The 20,870-nt window shown below is 62.2% G+C and carries 16 protein-coding genes; all 16 read right to left on the reverse strand.

The genetic code is table 11. The features are described 5' to 3' along the window. Positions 1 to 53: 53 nt before the first annotated feature. Positions 54 to 1,727, reverse strand: a complete 1,674-nt coding sequence (recN, locus tag LJD17_RS12395; protein WP_227384497.1) for a DNA repair protein RecN — start codon at positions 1,725 to 1,727, stop codon at positions 54 to 56. 12 nt (positions 1,728 to 1,739) lie between these two features. After that, positions 1,740 to 2,582, reverse strand: a complete 843-nt coding sequence (locus LJD17_RS12400) for an outer membrane protein assembly factor BamD (protein ID WP_406600809.1) — start codon at positions 2,580 to 2,582, stop codon at positions 1,740 to 1,742. A gap of 250 nt (positions 2,583 to 2,832) precedes the next feature. Beyond that, a complete protein-coding gene (gene lpxC, locus LJD17_RS12405; protein WP_227384499.1) occupies positions 2,833 to 3,777 on the reverse strand; it encodes a UDP-3-O-acyl-N-acetylglucosamine deacetylase in 945 nt (314 codons plus the stop codon). Positions 3,778 to 4,045: 268 nt separating this feature from the next. Next, a complete protein-coding gene (gene ftsZ, locus LJD17_RS12410; protein WP_227384500.1) occupies positions 4,046 to 5,782 on the reverse strand; it encodes a cell division protein FtsZ in 1,737 nt (578 codons plus the stop codon). Between the two features lie 105 nt (positions 5,783 to 5,887). Further along, positions 5,888 to 7,210, reverse strand: coding sequence for a cell division protein FtsA (gene ftsA, locus LJD17_RS12415; RefSeq protein WP_227384501.1), 1,323 nt, complete (start codon positions 7,208 to 7,210; stop codon positions 5,888 to 5,890). After that, complete coding sequence (locus tag LJD17_RS12420; RefSeq protein WP_227384502.1) at positions 7,207 to 8,187, reverse strand: cell division protein FtsQ/DivIB; 981 nt, start codon at positions 8,185 to 8,187, stop codon at positions 7,207 to 7,209. Before LJD17_RS12420 ends, ftsA begins: the two co-directional genes overlap by 4 nt. Beyond that, positions 8,154 to 9,077, reverse strand: a complete 924-nt coding sequence (locus tag LJD17_RS12425; protein ID WP_227384782.1) for a D-alanine--D-alanine ligase — start codon at positions 9,075 to 9,077, stop codon at positions 8,154 to 8,156. Before LJD17_RS12425 ends, LJD17_RS12420 begins: the two co-directional genes overlap by 34 nt. A gap of 53 nt (positions 9,078 to 9,130) precedes the next feature. Then, positions 9,131 to 10,045 carry a UDP-N-acetylmuramate dehydrogenase gene (gene murB / locus LJD17_RS12430; protein ID WP_406600799.1) on the reverse strand — a complete coding sequence of 305 codons (915 nt, stop codon included), beginning with the start codon at positions 10,043 to 10,045 and terminating at the stop codon, positions 9,131 to 9,133. Beyond that, entirely contained in the window at positions 10,045 to 11,460 is a 1,416-nt protein-coding gene (gene murC / locus LJD17_RS12435; RefSeq protein ID WP_227384504.1) for a UDP-N-acetylmuramate--L-alanine ligase, read from the reverse strand. The genes murB and murC overlap by 1 nt, the downstream gene beginning before the upstream one ends. After that, on the reverse strand, positions 11,457 to 12,575 hold the full coding sequence (murG, locus tag LJD17_RS12440) for an undecaprenyldiphospho-muramoylpentapeptide beta-N-acetylglucosaminyltransferase (protein ID WP_227384505.1): 1,119 nt from the start codon (positions 12,573 to 12,575) through the stop codon (positions 11,457 to 11,459). Before murG ends, murC begins: the two co-directional genes overlap by 4 nt. Continuing rightward, a complete protein-coding gene (locus LJD17_RS12445; protein ID WP_227384506.1) occupies positions 12,572 to 13,717 on the reverse strand; it encodes an FtsW/RodA/SpoVE family cell cycle protein in 1,146 nt (381 codons plus the stop codon). Before LJD17_RS12445 ends, murG begins: the two co-directional genes overlap by 4 nt. 2 nt (positions 13,718 to 13,719) lie before the next feature. Next, the gene (gene murD, locus LJD17_RS12450) at positions 13,720 to 15,114 is read right to left on the reverse strand and encodes a UDP-N-acetylmuramoyl-L-alanine--D-glutamate ligase (protein ID WP_227384507.1); all 1,395 of its coding nucleotides are present in this window, start codon (positions 15,112 to 15,114) and stop codon (positions 13,720 to 13,722) included. Between the two features lie 4 nt (positions 15,115 to 15,118). Beyond that, positions 15,119 to 16,204, reverse strand: coding sequence for a phospho-N-acetylmuramoyl-pentapeptide-transferase (gene mraY / locus LJD17_RS12455; protein WP_227384508.1), 1,086 nt, complete (start codon positions 16,202 to 16,204; stop codon positions 15,119 to 15,121). 3 nt (positions 16,205 to 16,207) lie between these two features. Continuing rightward, on the reverse strand, positions 16,208 to 17,641 hold the full coding sequence (locus tag LJD17_RS12460; RefSeq protein WP_227384509.1) for a UDP-N-acetylmuramoylalanyl-D-glutamyl-2,6-diaminopimelate--D-alanyl-D-alanine ligase: 1,434 nt from the start codon (positions 17,639 to 17,641) through the stop codon (positions 16,208 to 16,210). Then, positions 17,638 to 19,110, reverse strand: coding sequence for a UDP-N-acetylmuramoyl-L-alanyl-D-glutamate--2,6-diaminopimelate ligase (locus LJD17_RS12465; RefSeq protein WP_227384510.1), 1,473 nt, complete (start codon positions 19,108 to 19,110; stop codon positions 17,638 to 17,640). Before LJD17_RS12465 ends, LJD17_RS12460 begins: the two co-directional genes overlap by 4 nt. After that, positions 19,107 to 20,870 carry a peptidoglycan D,D-transpeptidase FtsI family protein gene (locus LJD17_RS12470; RefSeq protein ID WP_227384511.1) on the reverse strand — a complete coding sequence of 588 codons (1,764 nt, stop codon included), beginning with the start codon at positions 20,868 to 20,870 and terminating at the stop codon, positions 19,107 to 19,109. Before LJD17_RS12470 ends, LJD17_RS12465 begins: the two co-directional genes overlap by 4 nt.

The following is a 20,870-nucleotide window of genomic DNA, read 5'->3' on the forward strand; positions in this document are numbered from 1 at the left end:
TGAAACCATAGCGCCCTGGACGAGACTCTCCAGTGAGGAGGTCGATACGGTGGTTAATGAATCGCAGCTTCGAGGAGGCGTGCCGCCGCGGCGCGGGCTTCTTCCGTGATGGTCGCGCCGGCGAGCATGCGGGCGATTTCCTCGCGCCGCGGGCCATCTTCGAGCGGAACGACCCGGGTCGCCACCCGGTCCGACCCCTTCACGCCTTCCTTGGCGATCAGGAAGTGACTGCCTGCGCGGGCGGCCACCTGCGGTGCGTGGGTGACGGCCATGACCTGAACCCGCTTTGCAAGGCGCGCGAGACGCTGGCCTATGGCGTCCGCCACCGCCCCGCCCACACCCGTGTCGATTTCGTCGAATACCAGCGTCGGCGCAGAGCCCTTGTCCGCAAGGACGACCTTGAGCGCCAGCATGAAGCGGGAAAGCTCGCCGCCGGAGGCCACTCTCATGAGGGGGCCTGCCTTGGTGCCGGGATTCGTCTGAGCCCAGAACTCCACCCGGTCGAACCCGTTGGGATCGCGGCTCTCCTCATCCGTCTGGATTTCCGTGATGAAGCGGGCCCGTTCCAGCTTCAAGGGAGGCAGCTCGGCTTGCACCGCTGCGTTGAGAGCCTCAGCCGCTTTGCGCCGCTTCGACGACAGGACCTTGGCGGCCGCCACATAGGTCTGTTCCGCTCCCTTGAGCACCGCTTCGAGATCCGCCAGCTTTTCTTCGCCGGCATCAATGGCGGCAACATCCTCGATAAAGCGCGCCCGGAGGGCGGCGAGTTCATCGGCCGGAACGTCATATTTACGGGCGGCGGCCCGAAGAGCAAACAGTCTCTCCTCGGTCTGCTCCAGTTCCCGAGGGTCGAACTCCGCGGTACGGATCGCCTCCTCCAGGGCGGCACGCGCCTCATCGATTGCGACAAGGGCCGCATCGAGGGCCCTGACGCTGGGATCCACCAGGGACGGAGCCTGGGCACTGCGCCGCTCCAACTTCCTGACGGCTGCGGAAAGGGCAGGAACAGGCGAGGCGGAACCTGCAACGGCCTCGAAGGCCTCATTGAGGTCGGTCGCCACTTTCTCCGATTGCATCATGACGATGCGGCGCTCGGCGAGCTTCTCCTCTTCCCCCGGTTGAGGCGCAAGCTTGTCCAGCTCCTCCACGGCATGACGAAGGAAATCGGCCTCCTTGCGGGCTTTGTCGATCCGATTGCGATGCTCTTGGAGAGCCTGACGCGCGTCGCGTACGCGCCGGGAGGCTTCCGTAACGGTCTGAGCCTCGGCCGAGAGGCCGCCGAAAGCATCCAGAATCGCCCGATGGGTGACCGGGTCGACAAGCGCGCGGTCGTCATGCTGCCCGTGGATCTCCACAAGAGCGGAGCCGATCGCCTTGAGGACCTGGACGCTCACCGGCTGGTCGTTGACGAAAGCGCGCGTTCGCCCGTCCGCAACCTGAACGCGGCGCAGGATCAAATCCCCTTCGGTGTCGATATCGGCCGCAGTCGCGATGCGGCGCGCCGGATGATCCAGAGGGCAATCGAAGACGGCCGTGACCTGGCCCTGCGCCTCGCCATGACGAACGAGGCCGCCATCGCCCCGGCCGCCAAGAGCCAGGGCAAAAGCGTCGAGCAGGATTGACTTGCCCGCGCCCGTCTCACCCGTGAGAACACTAAGGCCCTCACGGAAATCGAGCTCTAGCTTATCGATAAGGACGATATCGCGAATCGCCAGCTGGATCAGCATGGATGGTGAGGCTTACCCCGCCCGCTGACTGACCTGCGGGACGCCTCGGAATGCCTTGCTGATCCAAGATTCGGAATTCTCGCGTGGCTCAACGCCACCCTTGGCTAGCAATGCGAAGGCGTCCTTGTACCAGGGACTGTCAGGGAAGTTATGTCCAAGAACCGCAGCGGCGGTTTGCGCTTCATCGACGATACCCATGGCCATGTATGCCTCGGCAAGACGCTCGAGGGCCTCTTCCACATGGCGGGTCGTCTGGTAGCGCGCGACGACGTTACGGAAACGATTGATCGCGCCCGAATAGTTGCGCTTCTGCAGGTAGAAGCGTCCGATCTCGACCTCCTTGCCGGCCAACTGGTCGCTGGCGACTTGGATCTTCTTCTTCGCATCGGCAACGTATTCCGACGACGGGTAACGCTGAATAAGTTCCTGCAAGGCAAGAAGTGCCCGCTCCGACTTCTCCTGGTCACGGGTGATGTCAGGAATCTGATCGTAGTAGGACGATGCCAAGAGATACTGCGCATAGGCCGCATCCGCCGTGGAAGGATGCAGCTGTAGATAACGCTTCGCAGCCGTGATCGACTCGTCATAGAGGCCGCCTTCATAGTTGGCGTAAGCTTCCATGATGAGGCCTTTGCGGGACCACTCTGAATAAGGGTACTGCTTGTCAAGGCTGCTGAACTTCTTGGCCGCGCCCTCGTAATCCTTCTTCTGGATCCGGGCGAGACCATCATTGTAGAGCTGTTCAGCCGGGATATCGGCCACGATTTCCGGCTTGTATTTTTCGCTGTTGTCGAACGGATTGAACGACGACAGCGTATCGCAGCCGGCAACGGCCAAGCCGCACGCTCCAATCATCAACGCGCGAACAGCGCTATCTTTCAATCCTGAATAAGCCTTCGCGAAAGACATGCCTCGCGGTCCTCCGAAAATTGTGCCCGGGTTGTAACGGTGCATCGAAGGCTCTTTAACCTATGCGCGGGCAAAGAGCCAACCCTTCCGTAAGGCTATACCCAGCAGCCTTGTGGGAAGATGCAGCAAAATCATGCGGCCAAAGGGCGCCGATCCTCAGGATGGGCGCCCACAATCGCAGAATTCGGCGTTAAGCTTAGTGAATCTCGGGCGCGAAGGCCGGCATTGCGACGCCGCTGCCAAGCTCCGCATAACCCGTTTCCCGCCGAGCGCCATCCACGATGGCGTAGTTGGAGCGGCTCGAGAAGAGGGCTTCGAGGACCGAGAAATTGAGGCGATGCCCGCCGCAATAGGAACGGTACGTCCCGAGGAGCGGGAGACCTGCCAGAGAAAGGTCTCCGACCGCATCAAGGATCTTGTGGCGGACGAACTCGTCGCCGTAGCGGAGACCCTCGGGATTCATGATTCCATCGTCGCCGATGGCCACGGTATTCTCCAAGGACGCACCGAGAGCGAAGCCGGCGCTCCAGAGCTTCTCCACGTCGCGCATAAAGCCGAAGGTGCGGGCGCGAGAAATATCTTTACGGAAAACCGACGGGGACAGGTCAATGGCCTTCCGCTGCCGGCCGATCACCGGGGTCGGGAAATCGATCTCCACGTCCAGGCGGAAGTTCCGATCATTGGGGAGAAGCTCGGCAAAAGCCTTTCCCTGATTAACCCGGACCGGCTTGAGAACCTTCACGTAGCGGCGGGCCGCGGCCTGCGAAACCAGCCCGACCTGATCGATGGCATCGATGAACGGGGCGGAGCTGCCATCGAGAATCGGCACTTCCGGTCCGTCGATCTCGATGAGAACGTTGTCGATCCCAAGGCCCGCGAGAGCGGCCATCAGGTGCTCGATCGTCGCAACGGCCCCGCTGTCGCGATCACCGATGACCGTGCAGAGCTCCGTGGCCGTGACCGCGAGATGGCGCGCGTCGATCAGGCGCTCATGGCCGCCCGGCAGGCCGGTGCGAAGGAAAGCAACACCATGATTCACTTCGGCGGGGTGGAGAACGATCTTGACCTCGTCCCCGGAATGGACACCGGCTCCCGAGAGGGTGACGGCGGCGCGAAGCGTGGTTTGCTGGCTCTGCTTCATCTTCACTCAACCTCGAACGCCGAAAGCCGTGGTTCTCATAACCGTGGCCCATACGCCCGCTGTTACTGTTTTATGACCTGCAGGCTTCTGACGAATCCTGCCTTGAACTGAGGGCAAGATAGGTCGCACGGCAGGCTAGGCCAAATCACGCTTTTTTACCGTCTGTTACAAACTCGACAATTCGCAAGTTATTGAAAAGTAAACAAATTATAAAAATCCCCCGGTCAGCCTGTGACCGAGGGACCATTCTTGTTACGAACCGGCAGGCTTAGTTTGCCTGCCGCCGGAGGAATGCCGGGATCTCCAGCTGGTCATCCTCGGTGCTCCGCTGAGCCGCCGGCAACCGGGGCTGCTGCTCCGGGTGTCCCTGTGCCGGCCGGTAGCCCTGTGGGGAGGCAGGCCGCTTGGCGTATTCCGCATGAACCGGGGACATCTGCTGCCGGGGAGCCTCCGGAGCCTGACGCTGCGGGGCAGGCTCGGCTGGAGCCTGGTGGTCCTCCCGGCGGCCGAAGCCCACCGTCGCAAGACGCTGGAGAAGCGACATCCGCTTGGTGTCGTGCGGAGCCTCTTCGCCACGGCTGGCGCGGATCTGGTTCTGGGCCGGAATCGGCAGCTCATCGATCCGCGGCATCCGGGCCGGACGCATCGCCCGCTCAGGCTGCGGGGGGATGAAGGAACCCTGTGCAGCCGCCTCTTCGTGATAGGTCGGCTCGGCAACAACCGGGGCCTCGTAGGCGATGGCCTGCTTCGGCTGGGTCGGCGTGAGAATCACGTCGTCCCGGATGACCGGCTGCGGAGCGGGCTCGAGAACCGGGGTGGCCATCGAGGTGTAGGCGGGAGCAGCGGCCATAGGAGCCGGCGCGGCAACAACTTCAGCAGGAGCGGGAACCGCCTTCACCGTTTCGGCTGGGGCGGTGGCGCGAAAGGTAGGGACGGCTTGCGTTTGCGAAGCGCGAGCCCGGGCCTCGGCCCTTAGACGCTCGGCGACTTCCGAGATCCGTTGCTCTGTCGACGTCAGGTCCGGAGCATTCGCGCCGATCGCCTGATCGATGCCGGTGGCGACGACGGAAACGCGGATGATGCCTTCCAGGCTTTCGTCGAAGGTCGCACCGAGGATGATGTTCGCGTCCTGGTCGACCTCTTCGCGGATACGGGTTGCAGCCTCGTCGAGCTCATAGAGAGTCAGGTCGTTGCCGCCCGTGATGGAGATCAGGAGGCCACGGGCACCCTTCATGGACACGTCGTCGAGGAGCGGGTTGGCAATGGCGGCCTCGGCGGCGCGGATCGCGCGCTTCTCGCCGGACGATTCGCCCGTTCCCATCATCGCCTTGCCCATACCGCGCATGACGGAGCGGACGTCGGCGAAATCGAGGTTGATGAGACCTTCCTTCACCATCAGGTCCGTGATGCAGGCGACGCCCGAATAGAGCACTTGGTCTGCCATCGCGAAGGCGTCGGCGAACGTGGTCTTTTCCGTCGCAACCCGGAACAGGTTCTGGTTGGGGATCACGATGAGGGTATCGACGGATTGCTGCAATTCGTTGATGCCCGCCTCGGCAAGGCGCATGCGGCGAACACCCTCGAATTGGAATGGCTTCGTGACGACGCCGACAGTCAGGATCCCAAGTTCACGAGCGGCACGTGCCACCACGGGAGCTGCGCCCGTGCCGGTGCCGCCGCCCATGCCGGCAGTGATGAACACCATGTGAGAACCGGAGAGCTGATCACGAATTTCGTCCATCACCTCCTCGGCGGCCGCGCGGCCAACCTCGGGCTGTGAACCGGCGCCGAGGCCTTCGGTCACCTGGATGCCCATCTGAACGATACGATCGGCCTTCGATGACGCCAGGGCCTGCGCGTCGGTGTTCGCAACCACGAACTCGACACCCTGGAGTCCAGACTCGATCATGTTGTTCACGGCATTACCGCCAGCACCGCCGACGCCGAAAACCGTGATGTGTGGCTTGAGTTCCCGGATGTCCGGAGCTTGCAGATTGATAGCCATGACCTGTTTGCCTCTTTGGCCTTTATATCGACAGCGTTCGGCCGACGCTTACCCTTGGTTGACTTGAACTCTGGACGGTAGCCGCCGCGCCACCGCCTTACGCATCTAAAAACTATCGCGAATCCAACGGCCCACGCGGGAGATGTAACCGTCGGTTCCCGTACTCTGAAACAAGCCGCCGGAACGCGGCTCGAAATACTCGATATGCGCGACCTGCGGATAAACCAGCAAACCGACCACCGCCGAAAAAGCGGGACCCTTGGCCGCTTCGGGAAGACCCTTGATGCCGAGCGGACGCCCGACACGGACCTGCCCCTGCAGGATGCGCCGCGCCGTCTCCGGCAAGCCGACCAGCTGGCTGGCGCCACCCGTCAGCACGACGCGTCGACCGGCCTGTGCGGCGAATCCCGCCGATTTCAGCCTGTCACGGACGAGTTCGAGGATTTCCTCGACCCGAGGCTTGATGATCCTGACCAAATGCGACTTCGGCAAATGGTTGGGAACATCGCGTTCGTCTTCGTCGACCTGCGGCACGGCGATCATGTCGCGATCGTCCGCGCTGGACGTGATCGCGGAACCGTAAAGCGTCTTCAGACGCTCCGCCGCTGACACGCGTGTCGTCAGTCCACGGGCAATATCCATAGTCACGTGATGACCGCCGACCGCGATCGCATCGGTATGCACCAGATGGCCGTTCATGAAAATGCCGACGCTTGTGGTCCCGCCGCCCATGTCGACGACAGCGCAACCCATGTCGGCCTCATCGTCGACAAGGGCCGAAAGACCTGCCGCGTAAGGCGTTGCAATGACAGCCTCGACCCCAAGATGGCAGCGCTCGACGGCGAGCATCAGGTTACGGGCGGCCGCGGCCTCCGACGACACGACGTGAAGGTCCACGCCGAGACGCTCGCCGATCATGCCGGCCGGATCGACGATGTGATTTTGCGCGTCCAGCGAGAAGCCTGTCGGGAGGGCATGAAGAACCGCCCTGCCCCGCCGGGAATCATAGCTGCTGGCGATATCGAGCACCCGGTGCACGTCGCTCGCCCCAACGGCGCCTCGCACAGGCACATGGGCCTCGAAATGCTCGGAAGCGAGACGACCGCCGGTCAAGTTCACGATCACCGACTGGATCTCGACCTTCGCCATGCGCTCTGCTGCGTGGACAGCCTGGCGAATCGAGGATTCCGCCGCTTCCAGATCGACGATGACGCCGCCCTTCAGGCCGACAGAGCGCTGGTGGCCGATACCAAGGATCCGCGCCACATGGGTCCGGCTGCGCAAGGCCTCCACTTCATCGGCGGGCTTCAGCTCCGCCACGACGCAGACAACCTTGCTCGTCCCGATATCGAGCACGGAAAGAATGGCACTTTTGCGCGCAGACAGAGGCTTCATGCGCGGTGTCAGACCATGACCCGAGCGACTCATGTTTCGACTCCCTTGCCGCGCACCGGCTTCTTTTTCAAGGCATCGGCGCGGGCCGATGCAGCTTCTTCCGTCAAGCGGACGACGACACGATCAGCGACCCGGAGGTCGACGGCGAGCACGTCCTTCTCAAGAATCTTCTGTTCGCGTTCGAGCTTTACGAGACGCGCGATGGCATCCGCGGCGCCGAGCTCCGGCAGGCTGACGTCCATGCCGTTGTCCATCTTCAGGTTCCATCGACGCCCAGCCACGAGGGTGCCTGCGCGGATGCGTCCTTTCAAGGGACCTGCCGCTTCGAGGAGTGCCACATATTCCTTGCTGCGCTTGTTCGCTGCCTCACCCACGACGAAGGGAAGATCGGCATAGCTGGCATCCTGCATCAGGTCGATCACGGTGCCGTCGGAGGCGACGACGAACAGCTCGCCCTTGAGCTGCCAGATGGCATAGGGTTCGCGCTCCGTGAGGCCGATCACCAGCTCGTTCGGATAGAGCTTACGGACCGTGGCGCTCTTGACCATCGGGACGTGCTCGAGACGCTCACGCACGTCGTTCACGTCGAGAAACACCAGCGACAGTTTGGCGTCGAGGCCCGCAGCCGCGAGAACCTCCGCTTCGCGCATCTGAGAAATGCCCGAGATCGTGATCTGCTCGAGCCCGAAGCCGAACATCCGCGCAAACGCATGATGGGGCTCGCCGTTCTGCCGGATGAAATCGTTAAGATGACCGCCCTGCCAAAGTCCGGTCACGGCAATCGCGCCGAAGAAACCCAGCGTCAGAAAGGTCCCAAGATGACGTGGAATCCGCCGCTCGATCGGAGTTCCGGCGCCGCGCCGCCGCACGCTGCGCGTTGGCCCGAATTTCCTGAAAAAGCCGAATCGGGAGCCTCCCGACCGGTGCGGCTCAGCGGCTGGCGCGCGTACAACCGGAGTGCCGGCCCGGTGGGCCGTCATCGGTTGCAGGTAGCGTCCTCCACCATCCATTGCACAAGCTCGCCAAAAGAATAGCCCGCATGGGCCGCCAATTCTGGCACCAAGCTCGTCTCGGTCATCCCGGGTTGCGTGTTGACCTCGAGAACAACGAGTTCCCCGGTTCCTCCGGGTGTGTCGTCATACCGAAAGTCAGCGCGGCTGATTCCCCGACAGCCGAGCGCTTGATGCGCCGTTAACGCCAACTCTTGGACCTTTTGGTAAATATTCGGTTTAATTTCTGCCGGGAGGATGTGAATGGAGCCTCCCTTCGCGTACTTTGCGTCATAGTCGTAGAAAACGCCCGTCGCCGGCCGGATGTCGATCACGCCAAGGGCCCGATCCCCCATGACCGCGCAGGTCAGCTCGCGGCCTGCAACATATGATTCGACAAGGATTTTTTCCCCGAAAGCCCAATCTTCCCGGAGCAGTTCCTGCGGCGGATGGCTGCGCTCCTCCCGGACGATGATCACCCCCACGGAAGAACCCTCGCTGACGGGTTTGATCACATAAGGCGCCGGCAGGACATGGGCGCGAGCCGCCTCGAGACGGTTAACGACCACGCCATGCGGGACCGGGACTCCGGCCGCGGCCATGACGATCTTTGCCCGGTCCTTCTGCATCGCGAGTGCCGAGGCGAGGACGCCCGAATGGGTATAGGGGATGCGCAGAACTTCCAGGAGCCCCTGGATCGTACCGTCTTCACCGAAGCGACCGTGCAGGGCGTTGAAGACAACTTCGGGCGCCGTGGCCGACAGAACGGTTGCGATATCAGGCTGCACGTCGATGGGAGTGACCCGATAACCCTTTTCTTCCAGGGCCTTGGCGCAGGCTTGTCCCGTCGCGACGCTTACCTGACGCTCGGCGGACCAGCCGCCATAAAGAACAGCAACGTGCTTGGGCATCATGCCTCCTTACCCACCGTTCGGCACGGCTGGGTTTTGTCTGATTCGGATGTTCAGGGCCGCCCGACCCGCTTGATTTCCCATTCCAGCTGGATACCCGACGCCTCGCGGACGCGTTGACGAACCGTTTCGCCCAGCGTCTCGATGTCAGCCGCCGATGCGGAGCCGTGATTGATCAGAAAATTGCAGTGCAACTCGGAGACCTGAGCATCACCGACCCGCAACCCTCGGCATCCGGCCGCATCGATCAGCTCCCAGGCCTTTCGCCCAGCCGGGTTCTTGAATGTCGACCCTCCGGTTCGGGTGTTCACGGGCTGGGTCGAAGAACGAGCTTCCGTGATGGAATTCATTTCGGCCAGAATCGATTCTCGGTCGCCAGGGCGGCCGCCGAACAGGGCCTCGGTGAAAATCACGTCCTCGGGCACGGAAGAGTGACGATAGGTAAATCCCATTTCCGCGTTGGTGTAGACGACCTTCTCGCCCGACCGCGTGACAGCCCTGGCCTCGACCAGGACATCTTTCGTTTCGCCTCCATAGGCGCCGCCATTCATGCGCAGGGCACCGCCGATCGTTCCCGGAATTCCGCGCAGGAACGAGAGGCCCGCAATGCCGGCCTCCGCCGCCGCACGCGCGACCTTCACATCGGGTGCGCCGGCACCGGCGCGAATACGATGCTCCGCCTCAACAGAGATTTCCGCAAAATTCTTGCCGAGCCGGATGACCACGCCCTCCCAGCCCCGATCGCGGATCAGCAGATTCGATCCGAGGCCGACGACGAGAATGGGGATTTCGGGATCGAGGCGGGCGAGGAAATATGCGAGGTCGTCTTCGTCGGCAGGCGTGAACAGCACTTGCGCCGGCCCCCCGGTGCGAAACCAAGAGAGCGGCGCCGTCGGTGCATTGGCCTCCAGCTTGCCGCGCAGATCCGGCATCGCTGCCGTCAGCTCGGGAACGATGTCCGTGAACATCAAGCCGCCTTCTCGCCCAATGCTTCGAGTTCACCCGGCAGGGCGTAGGCCCATTGCGTGATGTTGCCGGCCCCGAGGCAGATCACGTAATCGCCCGGTTTGGCGATGCCTTTGATCAGCCCCGCCAGATCCTCGGACTTCTCGAGAGCCATCACATTGCGGTGGCCGCGGGTCTTGAGGCCGGACACGAGACCGTCGCGATCCGCCCCCGGAATGGGTTGCTCGCCGGCGGCATAGACCGGAGCGACGATCACCGAATCCGCATCGTTGAAGCAGGTGCAGAACTGATCGAAAAGGGAGGAAAGGCGCGTGTAACGGTGTGGTTGCACGACCGCGATAACCTGTCCGTCCGTCGAGGAGCGGGCAGCCTTGAGCACAGCCGCAATCTCGATTGGATGATGGCCGTAGTCGTCGAACACGGTGACCCCGTTCCACTCGCCGGTGCGCGTGAAGCGACGCTTGACGCCTCCGAATCCTGCAAGCGCCTTGCGGATGGCATCCGGCGAGACGCCGAGCTCATGCGCCACCGCGATGGCGGCGGTTGCGTTCAGTGCGTTGTGCGCACCCGGCATCGGCAGAGTCAGGTCTTCGAGTTCAAGGCGGAATCCAGGACGCCTGTCGCGGATCATGACACGGAAGCGGCTCTGGCCTCCGCGCGTATCGATGTCCATGAGTCGGACATCCGCCTGGGGATTTTCCCCGTATGTGATGATACGCCGGTCCTCGATCCGGCCGACGAGGTCCTGAACCGTCGGATGATCGATGCACATCACGGCGAAGCCGTAAAACGGGATCGAGTCGATAAAGGACCGGAATGCGTCCTTGATGGCGTCGTAGTTGCCGAAATGGTCGAGATGCTCGGCGTCGATATTCGTCACGATGGCGACGTCGGCCGGCAGCTTGAGGAAGGTCCCGTCGGATTCGTCGGCCTCCACCACCATCCACTGCCCCTCGCCCATGCGGGCATTGGTGCCATAGGCATTGATGATGCCACCATTGATGACCGTCGGATCGAGGCCGCCCGCGTCCAGCAGGGTCGCCACGAGGGAGGTGGTGGTTGTCTTGCCATGGGTCCCGGCCACGGCAACGCAGGACTTGAAGCGCATCAGCTCCGCCAGCATCTCGGCGCGGCGAACGACCGGAAGGCGCTTTTCCCGAGCGATCGTAAGCTCCGGGTTATCCCGCTTGATGGCCGTGGACACGACGACGATCTCGGCTCCGTCCACGTTCTCGGCCTTGTGGCCGACGAACGTCTTGATGCCTTTTTCAGCCAGCCGCTTCACATTGTAGTTGTCCGAGGCGTCCGAGCCCTGGACCGTATACCCGAGGTTGTGCATCACCTCGGCAATACCCGACATGCCGATGCCGCCGATGCCGATGAAATGGATGGGTCCGAGTTTCGGCGGCAACTTCATGGGTTTTTTCCCTTCTTGTCAGAGGATGCGAGCTGGAGAACGGCCTGAGCGAGACGCTCGGCCGCATCCGTGATGCTGGCGCTATGTGCAGCGGCGGCCGCTCGCGTCAAGCGGTCCGGCGCGAGAAGATAGGCGCTGATCTCATCAGCGAGCCGTCGAGGAGAGAATTCAGGCTGCGGAACAACGATGGCAGCCCCAAGATCGCCGAGGATCTTGGCATTGGCGGCCTGATCCTGATCGATCGCCCCTGGAAGCGGAACCAGGATCGAGGGTCTGCCGATCACGGAGAGTTCGGCGACGGTCGATGCCCCCGAGCGAGCGATCACCAGATGGGCCTCGGCCATCCGCCGGGGCAGATCCTTGAAGAATGGCTCCGCCTCAAAAGAAATCCCAAGGCGAGCGTAGTGGCTCCGGACCCGGTCCAGATCCTCCCCGCGGGCCTGCTGGCAGATCACGATTCGCGACCGCTCGCCGGGAGACAGCAGCTCGATGGCGGGAGGGACGACGTCGCTCATCACTCTCGCGCCCTGGCTTCCGCCGACGACAAGCACGCGAAGCGGACCGTCGCCGGTCAAAACCGGATAAGGGGCCTTCGCGGCCTCCAGGACAGCCGGCCTGATGGGGTTGCCGGTATGGATCCGTCTGCTTCGGCCGGCATCGGGAGCGCCCCTGATGGCTTCGAACCCCGTTGCGATCACGGAAGCCCGGCGGGCCAACAGCCTGTTGGCCCGCCCCATGACCGCATTCGCTTCATGAATCACGCTCGGGATGCCGATCAGCGATGCGGCCATCACTGGTGGCACGGTCGGGTAGCCGCCGAAGCCCACCACGACAGCTGGTTTCAGGCGACGGATCGTCCGGAAGGCCGCAAGAGTGCCGCGCCCCAGCACGAATGCCGCTTTCGCCATCTGCAGCGGCGATCGTCCCGACGGCGTCGCAGACGGAATCTCAACGATTTCGTCGGCTGGGAAAGCGCCCGCATAGGCATTGGCTCTCTTGTCGGTCGCCAGCACGACGCGGGCGCCCGCCGCCTTCAGGACATTGGCGAGCGCTTCGGCCGGAAACAGATGTCCGCCCGTTCCGCCGGCCGTCAGCAGGATGAGTGGGTTTGTCATGGACGAGGCGCGTCCTGCACGAAATAGTCCATGGTCTCAGCGCGGGGGCGACGCCGCGTCAGCGCGATCAGGAAGCCCATGCTCAATGCCAAGGACAGGAGAGACGAGCCGCCATAGGAGATGAACGGCAATGTCATGCCTTTTGCCGGCATGAGATGCACGTTCACCATCATGTTGATGGCGGCCTGGAGGCCGAACATCATGATCAGCCCTGTGGCTGCGAGGCGGCAGAACGTATCCTCGTTGCGGCGCGCCAAGGTCAGACCACGCAAGACGATGAAGGCAAACAGCAACAGCAAGGCGATGCAGACGACGATGCCGAATTCCTCTGCCGTCACCGCAAAGATGAAGTCCGTATGGGCGTCGGGCAGAATGCGCTTGACCGAGCCCTCGCCCGGACCACGTCCCAGCCAGCCCCCACGGGCAAAGGACTCCATGGCCATATCGACCTGAAACGTGTCGCCGGAAGACTTGTCCATGAAGCGCTCGATGCGGGCGCGGACGTGCGGCAGGAACTCATAAGCCGCAACGACGCCGATCAGACCGATTCCCCCAAGACCCATGACCCAGAACCAATGCAGTCCCGCCACGAAGAACAGGCCACACCAAACGATGGTGATGAGCATCGTCTGACCGAAATCGGGCTGAAGGATCAGCGGGACGATCGTGGCAGGAAGGATCAGGAAAGCGAGCAGCGCTCCCGGCATGTCCTTGCGTTTGGCGCCTTCTGAGAAGGCCCAGGCCGCAAGAATGACGAAAGCCGGCTTGACGAACTCGGAGGGCTGAATGCCCAGCGGACCGATCATGATCCACCGATGGGCTCCTTTGATTTCCGGCCCGAACTGGAAAGCCAGAAGAATGAGGCCCATTCCGGCGAAATAAACCAGCAGCGCGAGCCGCCGCACATGGCGCAGCGACAGGAAGGATACCGGCAGCAGGATCACGAGGGCCGGAAGCAGGAAGAGAACCTGGCGGTTCACGAAGTGAAATGTCGAAAGGCCGAGACGTTCGGCGACGGGGGGACCGCCCGCCATGAGAAAGACGAGCCCGGCAAGAGCCAGAAGCGCCAGCGAGGCGAGCAGGAGCCGATCGACGGTCCACCACCAATCGCCGAAGGCCGAACGTTCCGCACGTGACACCATGGTCAGGCTCCGATTGTCGGGTTGATGCCGGGCAAGGCTTTGACGAGTTCGCGGAAGTGATTTCCGCGCACCTCGTAATTTGGAAACTGGTCATAGGACGCGCAGGCCGGCGACAGGAGCACCACGGTCGGCGCTCCGATGCCGGCGGCTTCGCTCGCCGCTTCCTCTACGGCTCGGTCGAGGGTCCTCGCATGCACGTAAGGCACATCACTGCCGAGTGTCGCGGCGAATTCGTCGGAGGCCGCGCCGATCAGATAGGCCTTTTTGATCTTTGCAAAGTACGGCCGCAGAGAGGCGATGCCGCCCTCTTTCGGCTTGCCGCCCAGGATCCAGAGAATGTTGTCGAAGGACTTGAGCGCCTTCTCGGTGGAATCCGCATTCGTTGCCTTGGAGTCGTTAATGAAGAGGGTCGATCCGATGCGGCCGACCTCCTCCATCCTGTGCGGCAGTCCCGGAAAGCTCTTCAGACTTGACTGAATCTCGGCCTCCGGCACACCCATCGCAACGGCAACGGCAATGGCGGCTGCCGCATTCTGGGCGTTGTGCTCGCCTCGCAGGGAATGAATGCCGGATAGATCGGCGATCTGCGCGCGGCCGGATGATGTCACCTGCAGCACAGCCGTTCCCGCAGCAAGATAGCCCGGAACCGTCAGTTCCTTCGTCGAGATAGGCGTTACAGGAACCCCTTTCGCAGAGCATGCCTCTGCGATCGAACGGCTCCACTCATCATCGACGCCGATAACGGCTCTCCCCGAACGGGCAACGAGGCGCTCCTTGATGGCCGCGTAGTTCTCCATCGTTCCATGCCGGTCGAGGTGGTCCGGTGAGACGTTGAGCTGCACACCGATCGTAGGCGCCAGGGAGGGGGCAAGATCGATCTGAAAGGATGAGCATTCGATCACGTGAACCCGGTCGTCCGAGGGCGGCTGAAGCGAAAGGATCGCGGTGCCGATGTTTCCGCCCATCTGGACGTCGTGACCAGCTTCACGCAGCATATGGGCGATGAGAGCCGTCGTGGTGGACTTTCCGTTGGTGCCTGTGATCGCAATCAGCGGCGCCTTCGGTGCTATTTTGGCCCGTTCGCGACAGAAAAGCTCGATGTCGCCGATGATTTCGACGCCCGCTTCCCTCGCCAGCGTTGCCGACCAATGGGGCTCCGGATGGGTCAGGGGAACACCCGGCGACAGCACGAGAGCGGCAAATTGCGCCCAGTCCTGCCGGCGCAGATCGCCGGTCGTAATTCCCTTGCCTTCCGCTTCCGCGACCTTCGCCGGATTGTCATCGCAGGCAATGACCCGCGCCCCGCCCTCCTTGAGAGCAAGAGCCGTTGCAAGCCCCGAGCCTCCAAGGCCGAAGAGCGCGACGGTTTGTCCGGCGAAGATGGTGACGGGGGTCATGCGCTCACCGCAACTTCAGAGTGGCCAAGCCCACCAGAGCCAGCACGACGGCCACGATCCAGAAGCGGATCACCACCTGCGGCTCGGTCCATCCGAGCTGTTCGAAATGGTGGTGAATAGGCGCCATCTTGAACACGCGCTTGCCGGTTAGTTTGAACGACGTGACCTGGATGATCACCGACATGATCTCAAGGACGAACAATCCACCGACGATCGCAAGGACGATCTCATGCTTCGTCGCGACCGCAATGGTGCCGAGCAAGCCGCCGAGCGCGAGCGATCCGGTATCTCCCATGAAGATCTGGGCCGGGGGAGCGTTGAACCATAGGAATCCGAGGCCGGCCCCGATCAATGCCCCGCAGATCACGGCAAGCTCGCCCGTACCGGGCACGAAGTGGATCTGCAGATAATTGGCGAAAACCGCGTTGCCTGCCAGATAGGCGATAAACCCGAACGTTCCGGCCGCGATCATCACGGGAACAATCGCCAGTCCATCGAGCCCGTCGGTAATGTTGACCGCATTGCCGGCCCCGACGATCACGAAGCCTCCAAAGATCACATAAAACCAGCCGAGATTGAGGATAAGTTCCTTCGAGAACGGAAGAGCCAGCTTATTGGCGAGACCCGGGGTCGCCATGTAGGAAATGGCGATACAGGCAGCCGCAGCGATCAGCGCCTCGATGGCGAGGCGCGACCGGCCGGAAAATCCCTTGTGGGATTGTTTGGTGACCTTGAGATAATCGTCATAGAACCCGATAGCGCCGAAGCCCGCCGTCACGAACAGCACGACCCACACATAGTGATTGGCAAGATTGGCCCACAGAAGCGTGGAAACTAGGACGCCGGCCATGATCATCAGGCCCCCCATGGTGGGAGTGCCGCGCTTCGTCAGCAGGTGAGATTTTGGGCCGTCTTCCCGGATCGGTTGTCCCTTGCCTTGGCGGACGCGAAGAAGCGAAATGATCGAAGGTCCGAAGAGAAACACGAACAGGAGGGCCGTCGCAGTCGCCCCCCCGGTGCGAAACGTAATGTAACGGAAAATATTGAGAGGACTGAAATAGGGGCTGAACTCAGCCAACCAGGTCAACATGGATCATCCTTTCAGCGCGTGGCTGTTCTGGCCAGCGCCGTAACGTTCTTTCAGAGCTTTGACAACCAAAGCCATCTTCATGCTGAGAGACCCTTTGACCATGACCGCATCACCAGGACGCACGGCGGCACAGACGGCATCAACCAGTTCCGCCGAGCTTGGAACGTGAGCCGAGACCTTTGCCTTCGGGAGCTTTGCCACAAGGTTGTCCATCAATGCTCCCGCTGCGAAAACCTGATCAACCCGGTTGGCTTCGATCGCATCCGCTAGTCCTTCATGGAGCGCGGGTCCGGTTTCTCCCAGTTCCTTCATGTCGCCGAGCACAGCGATCCTCCGGCCATGGCGAGGAAGCTCCACGGCTCCCAGGTTGGCGAGCGCCGCCCGCATGGATGCCGGATTGGCGTTGTAGCTTTCATCGATCAGAAGAGCATCTCCATCCTTCAAGGCAAGGACGGTCCGCTCGCCCCTGCCCACGGGCGGCTTAAGATCGGACAGGGCCAGAGCCGTCAGGGCCAAATCAGCGCCCAGGGCGTGGGCGGTCGCGAGCACGCTTAGGGAATTGAGGGCGATATGCCGTCCCGGCGTTCCGATCCGATAGGTCAGAGGCTGCCCGAAAACCCGGGCCTCTACGATCGAGAGGTCGGGTTTGACGATGATCCGCTCCGCCCGGATATCCGCGCCCTCGCCTTCCCCGAAGGTCAGGACCCGCCCCGCATCGGATGCGAGCGCATGAGCGCGGAGGCGTTCGAAATAGGCATTGTCACGGTTGATAACGGCCGTTCCGCCGGGCTCGAGGCCGAAAAAGATCTCACCCTTGGCATCGGCGATGCCCCAGATCGACCGGAAGAACTCGATATGGACCGGCTCCACGGTCGTGACCACGGCAACGTGCGGGCGAACCATTTCGGTCAGGGGAAGAATTTCCCCGCCATGATTCATGCCGATCTCGAAAATTCCGAATTCGGTTTCTCGCGGCATGCGCGCGAGGGTCAGGGGGACACCCCAATGATTGTTGTAGGAGGCGACGGACGCATGGGTTCGCCCTTGACGCGACAAGGCGATGCGCATGGCCTCCTTGGTACCCGTCTTGCCGACGGACCCGGTGATGGCGACGATCTTGGCCTTTGCTCGCGCCCGAGCCGTCCGGCCCAGCTGGCGCATGGCTTCCAGCACGTCGGGAACAACGATGAGGCGGTTATGCCCCACAAAGGCCGGCGCCTTGTCCCCTGAGACGACCGCACCGGCGGCACCCTTTTCGAAAGCGGCCGGAACAAAGTCATGGCCGTCGTGAACATCGCCCTTGATGGCAAAGTAGAGATCGCCGGGCTTCAGGGTCCGGGTGTCGATCGAAGCGCCGGATGCCGATCCGACAGCTTCACCGATCTGGGCGCCGGTTGAAGCTGCAATTTCCTCAAGGGTCCAAAGGGGGGTCGTCATCCCTGCCTCTCCGCAATTGCCGCCCGGACTTCATCGTGATCCGAGAACGGCAGGGTCCGGTCGCCGATGATTTGGCCCGTTTCATGACCTTTCCCGGCCACGACCAGAACATCGCCGGAGCGGAGCTCCTTGATGGCGGTGCGGATTGCGAGCGCCCGGTCCCCGATTTCCGTGGCTCCCGGGGCTCCCTTCATGACCTCGGCGCGGATCGCTGCCGGATCCTCGGACCGAGGATTATCGTCCGTGACGATCACCACATCGGCCTTGTCGACCGCGATCCGCCCCATGAGAGGACGCTTCCCGCGATCCCGATCACCGCCGCAGCCGAAGACGCAGACCAGCCGCCCCTTGGTAAAGGGCCGTAGCGCGTCCAGAACATGGGCAAGCGCATCGGGCTTGTGCGCATAGTCGACGATGCACAGAGCTCCATCGACTTCCCCGACCCGCTCAAGGCGTCCGGAGACGCCTTTCAATCGCCCGAAGCCCGACAGGACCTCATCCACATGACGCTCACCCTCGACAGCGAGGACGAGGCCCGCTGCCACGAGAGCATTCTCGATCTGAAAGCGTCCCAGGAGCGGAAGCGTCGTCCGAAGCGTCCGCCCGAATGCTTCAATGGTCAGGCTTTGATTGAACCCTTCCGTCTGCACATCGAGCAGACGGAGGGTGGAGCCGGCGCTGCCTGTCGTCAGAAGCGTCCGTCCGGCACGGCGAATACCTTCGATGAAAACATCCGAGAAAGGTCCATCCGCGTTGACCACCGCAGGGCCGTCGCTGGGCAGCAGCGTGTTGAAGAGACGCAGCTTTGCCGCGGCATAAGCCTCGGTCGTGCCATGATAGTCGAGATGATCCCGGCCGAGATTGGTAAATCCGGCAGCCTTCAACTGCACCCCATCAAGGCGTCTCTGATCGATCCCGTGGGAGGAGGCCTCCATGGCAAGACGCGTGATCCCATCCTGCGCAAGACGCTCCAGGGTCTGATGAAGCGAAATCGGATCCGGCGTCGTAAGGGAGCCATAAGCGGCACCATCCGAGGTGATGACGCCCAGAGTGCCGAGGCTCGCTGATTTATAACCAAGGACGGCGAACAGCTGCCGGGTGAAATCAGCCACCGAGCTTTTGCCGCTTGTTCCGGTTACTGCGACGATTTTCTCTGGCTGCGACGGGAAGAACCGTGACGCCGCCAAGGCAAGGGCGCGGCGCACGTCCTTGACCTTGATGAAGGTCGTATTCGGAGGCAAATCCGAAGGAGCCTCCGTTTCTCCAACGATCGCAACGGCTCCGCCGGCGACAGCTTGAGGAACGAAGCTCAGGCCATCCGCTTTTGTCCCGGGAACAGCAAAGAAAACGGCGCCTTCTGCGACTTTCCGGCTATCGGACGCGATACTCCGGACAGGAACCGACGCACCGGATTCGCCCCGTACCTCGGGAATGAGGTCACCCAGAAGAACTGTCTTTGTATGCGTCATTTCGTGCCCCAGGCGCCGAGGCGCGACATCAATGGGAATGGCTGAGCCGGTGGTTCGAAGCGGGGTGGAACGCCAAGGAGCGGCGCAACGCGTTCGATGATGTTTCCAGTCACCGGGCCAGCGTTCCATCCTGCCGTCGAGAACCCATAGGTCCCCTCCACGGCTTGCGGCTCGTCCATGATGGTCAGGAAGACATACTTTGGTTTGTCTGCGGGCAAGATCGCCGTGAAGGTGGTAAAATTCTTGTTCTTCGAATAGCGCCCGTTGATGACCTTCTCGGCCGTGCCGGTCTTGCCGCCGACGTAAAAGCCCGCAATGGCAGCACTCGATGCCGATCCCGCCGGGTTGGTTGCGTTGAGGCGCATCACATAGCGCAGGGCTTCGCTCGTTTCCGGCTTGAGCACCTGAAGGGCGCCCTGGCGAGCCGCCGCTTCGTCGCGCTTCAGGAAGGTCGGAGTGATCAGCGTCCCACCGTTTACCAGTGCACCGACCGCCATCAAGGCCTGAAGCGGCGCAACCGCAAGCCCATGGCCGAATGCGATCGTCATCGTATTGAGTTCGCCCCAACGCGGAGGAACGATCGGTTCGGCATTTTCCGGCAGCTCGGTCTTGAGCCTGGTCAGCTGACCCATCTTGCGCAGAAAGGCCTTGTGACCTTCCACACCGATCCCCAGCGCCATGCGTGCCGTACCGATATTGGACGAGTGGATAAAGACCTCCGGAACCGTGAGCACCCGGTGCGTCGCATGATAGTCGCCGATGGTGAATTTGCCGTAACGCAGGCCCGACCGCGCATCGAGAGACGAATTGATGTTGAACTTACCCGAGTCCAGTGCCATCGCCGTCGTGAGGGCCTTGAACGTGGAGCCCATTTCGAACACGCCGACATTGATGCGATTGATGCGGTCGCTTTCGAGTGCGTCTACCGGGTTGTTCGGATCGAAATCAGGGAGCGACACGAGGGCGATGATCTCGCCGGTGTTCACGTCCATGATTGCGCCAGCGGTGGCTTTTGCCTTGAACTTCGCCATACCCTTCGCGAGCTCGTCGCGCAGAGCGTGCTGCACGCGCAGGTCGAGAGAAAGCTGAAGCGGCTTGAGATCCGCAGCCGAGACCGCGAAGCCTGCGCCGTTCAGATCCTGCAGGCCCTGGCTATCGATGTATTTCTCGATGCCCGCGATGCCGACATTGTCGACATTCGCGAAGCCCAGGATGTGAGCGGCGGCTTCGGCGTTGGGATAAACGCGCTTGTTCTCCGGCAAAAACCCGACGCCCGGGATGCCGAGGCGATGAACCTCGGCCTGCTGCCGTGGAGTGATCTCGCGCTTTACCCAGACGAAGCCTTTTTTGGTGCCGAGCTTGTTTCTCAAGTCGGTTGCATCAAGGTCTGGAAGGACGGCCGTCAAGAGCTCGACCGCTTCGTCCTTGTCGATGATGTTTCGCGGCTCGGCGAACACCGACACCATCTTCACGTCGGTCGCAAGGATATTGCCGTTTCTATCGACGATATCGGGACGTGCCGCAGAGATTTCGGATGACGCAGCGCGGCGTACCTCGCTTGAGGTATCGCTCGTCATGGCCAAATAAGCGAGACGTCCACCGATGACGCTGAAGAGACCCGCGAAGCAAAGCGCCGTGAAGCCGACTCGCGACGTGCTCTTGTCTACGCGAAGACGAAACAGTTCACGCACATACGTGAAAACGCTGCGTTTGGGGGCAGCGCTCTTTCCGATCAGATCCGGGTCGAACTTTTGCAGCAC

This window comes from Microvirga rosea, from assembly GCF_020595095.1.
Classification (GTDB): domain Bacteria; phylum Pseudomonadota; class Alphaproteobacteria; order Rhizobiales; family Beijerinckiaceae; genus Microvirga; species Microvirga rosea.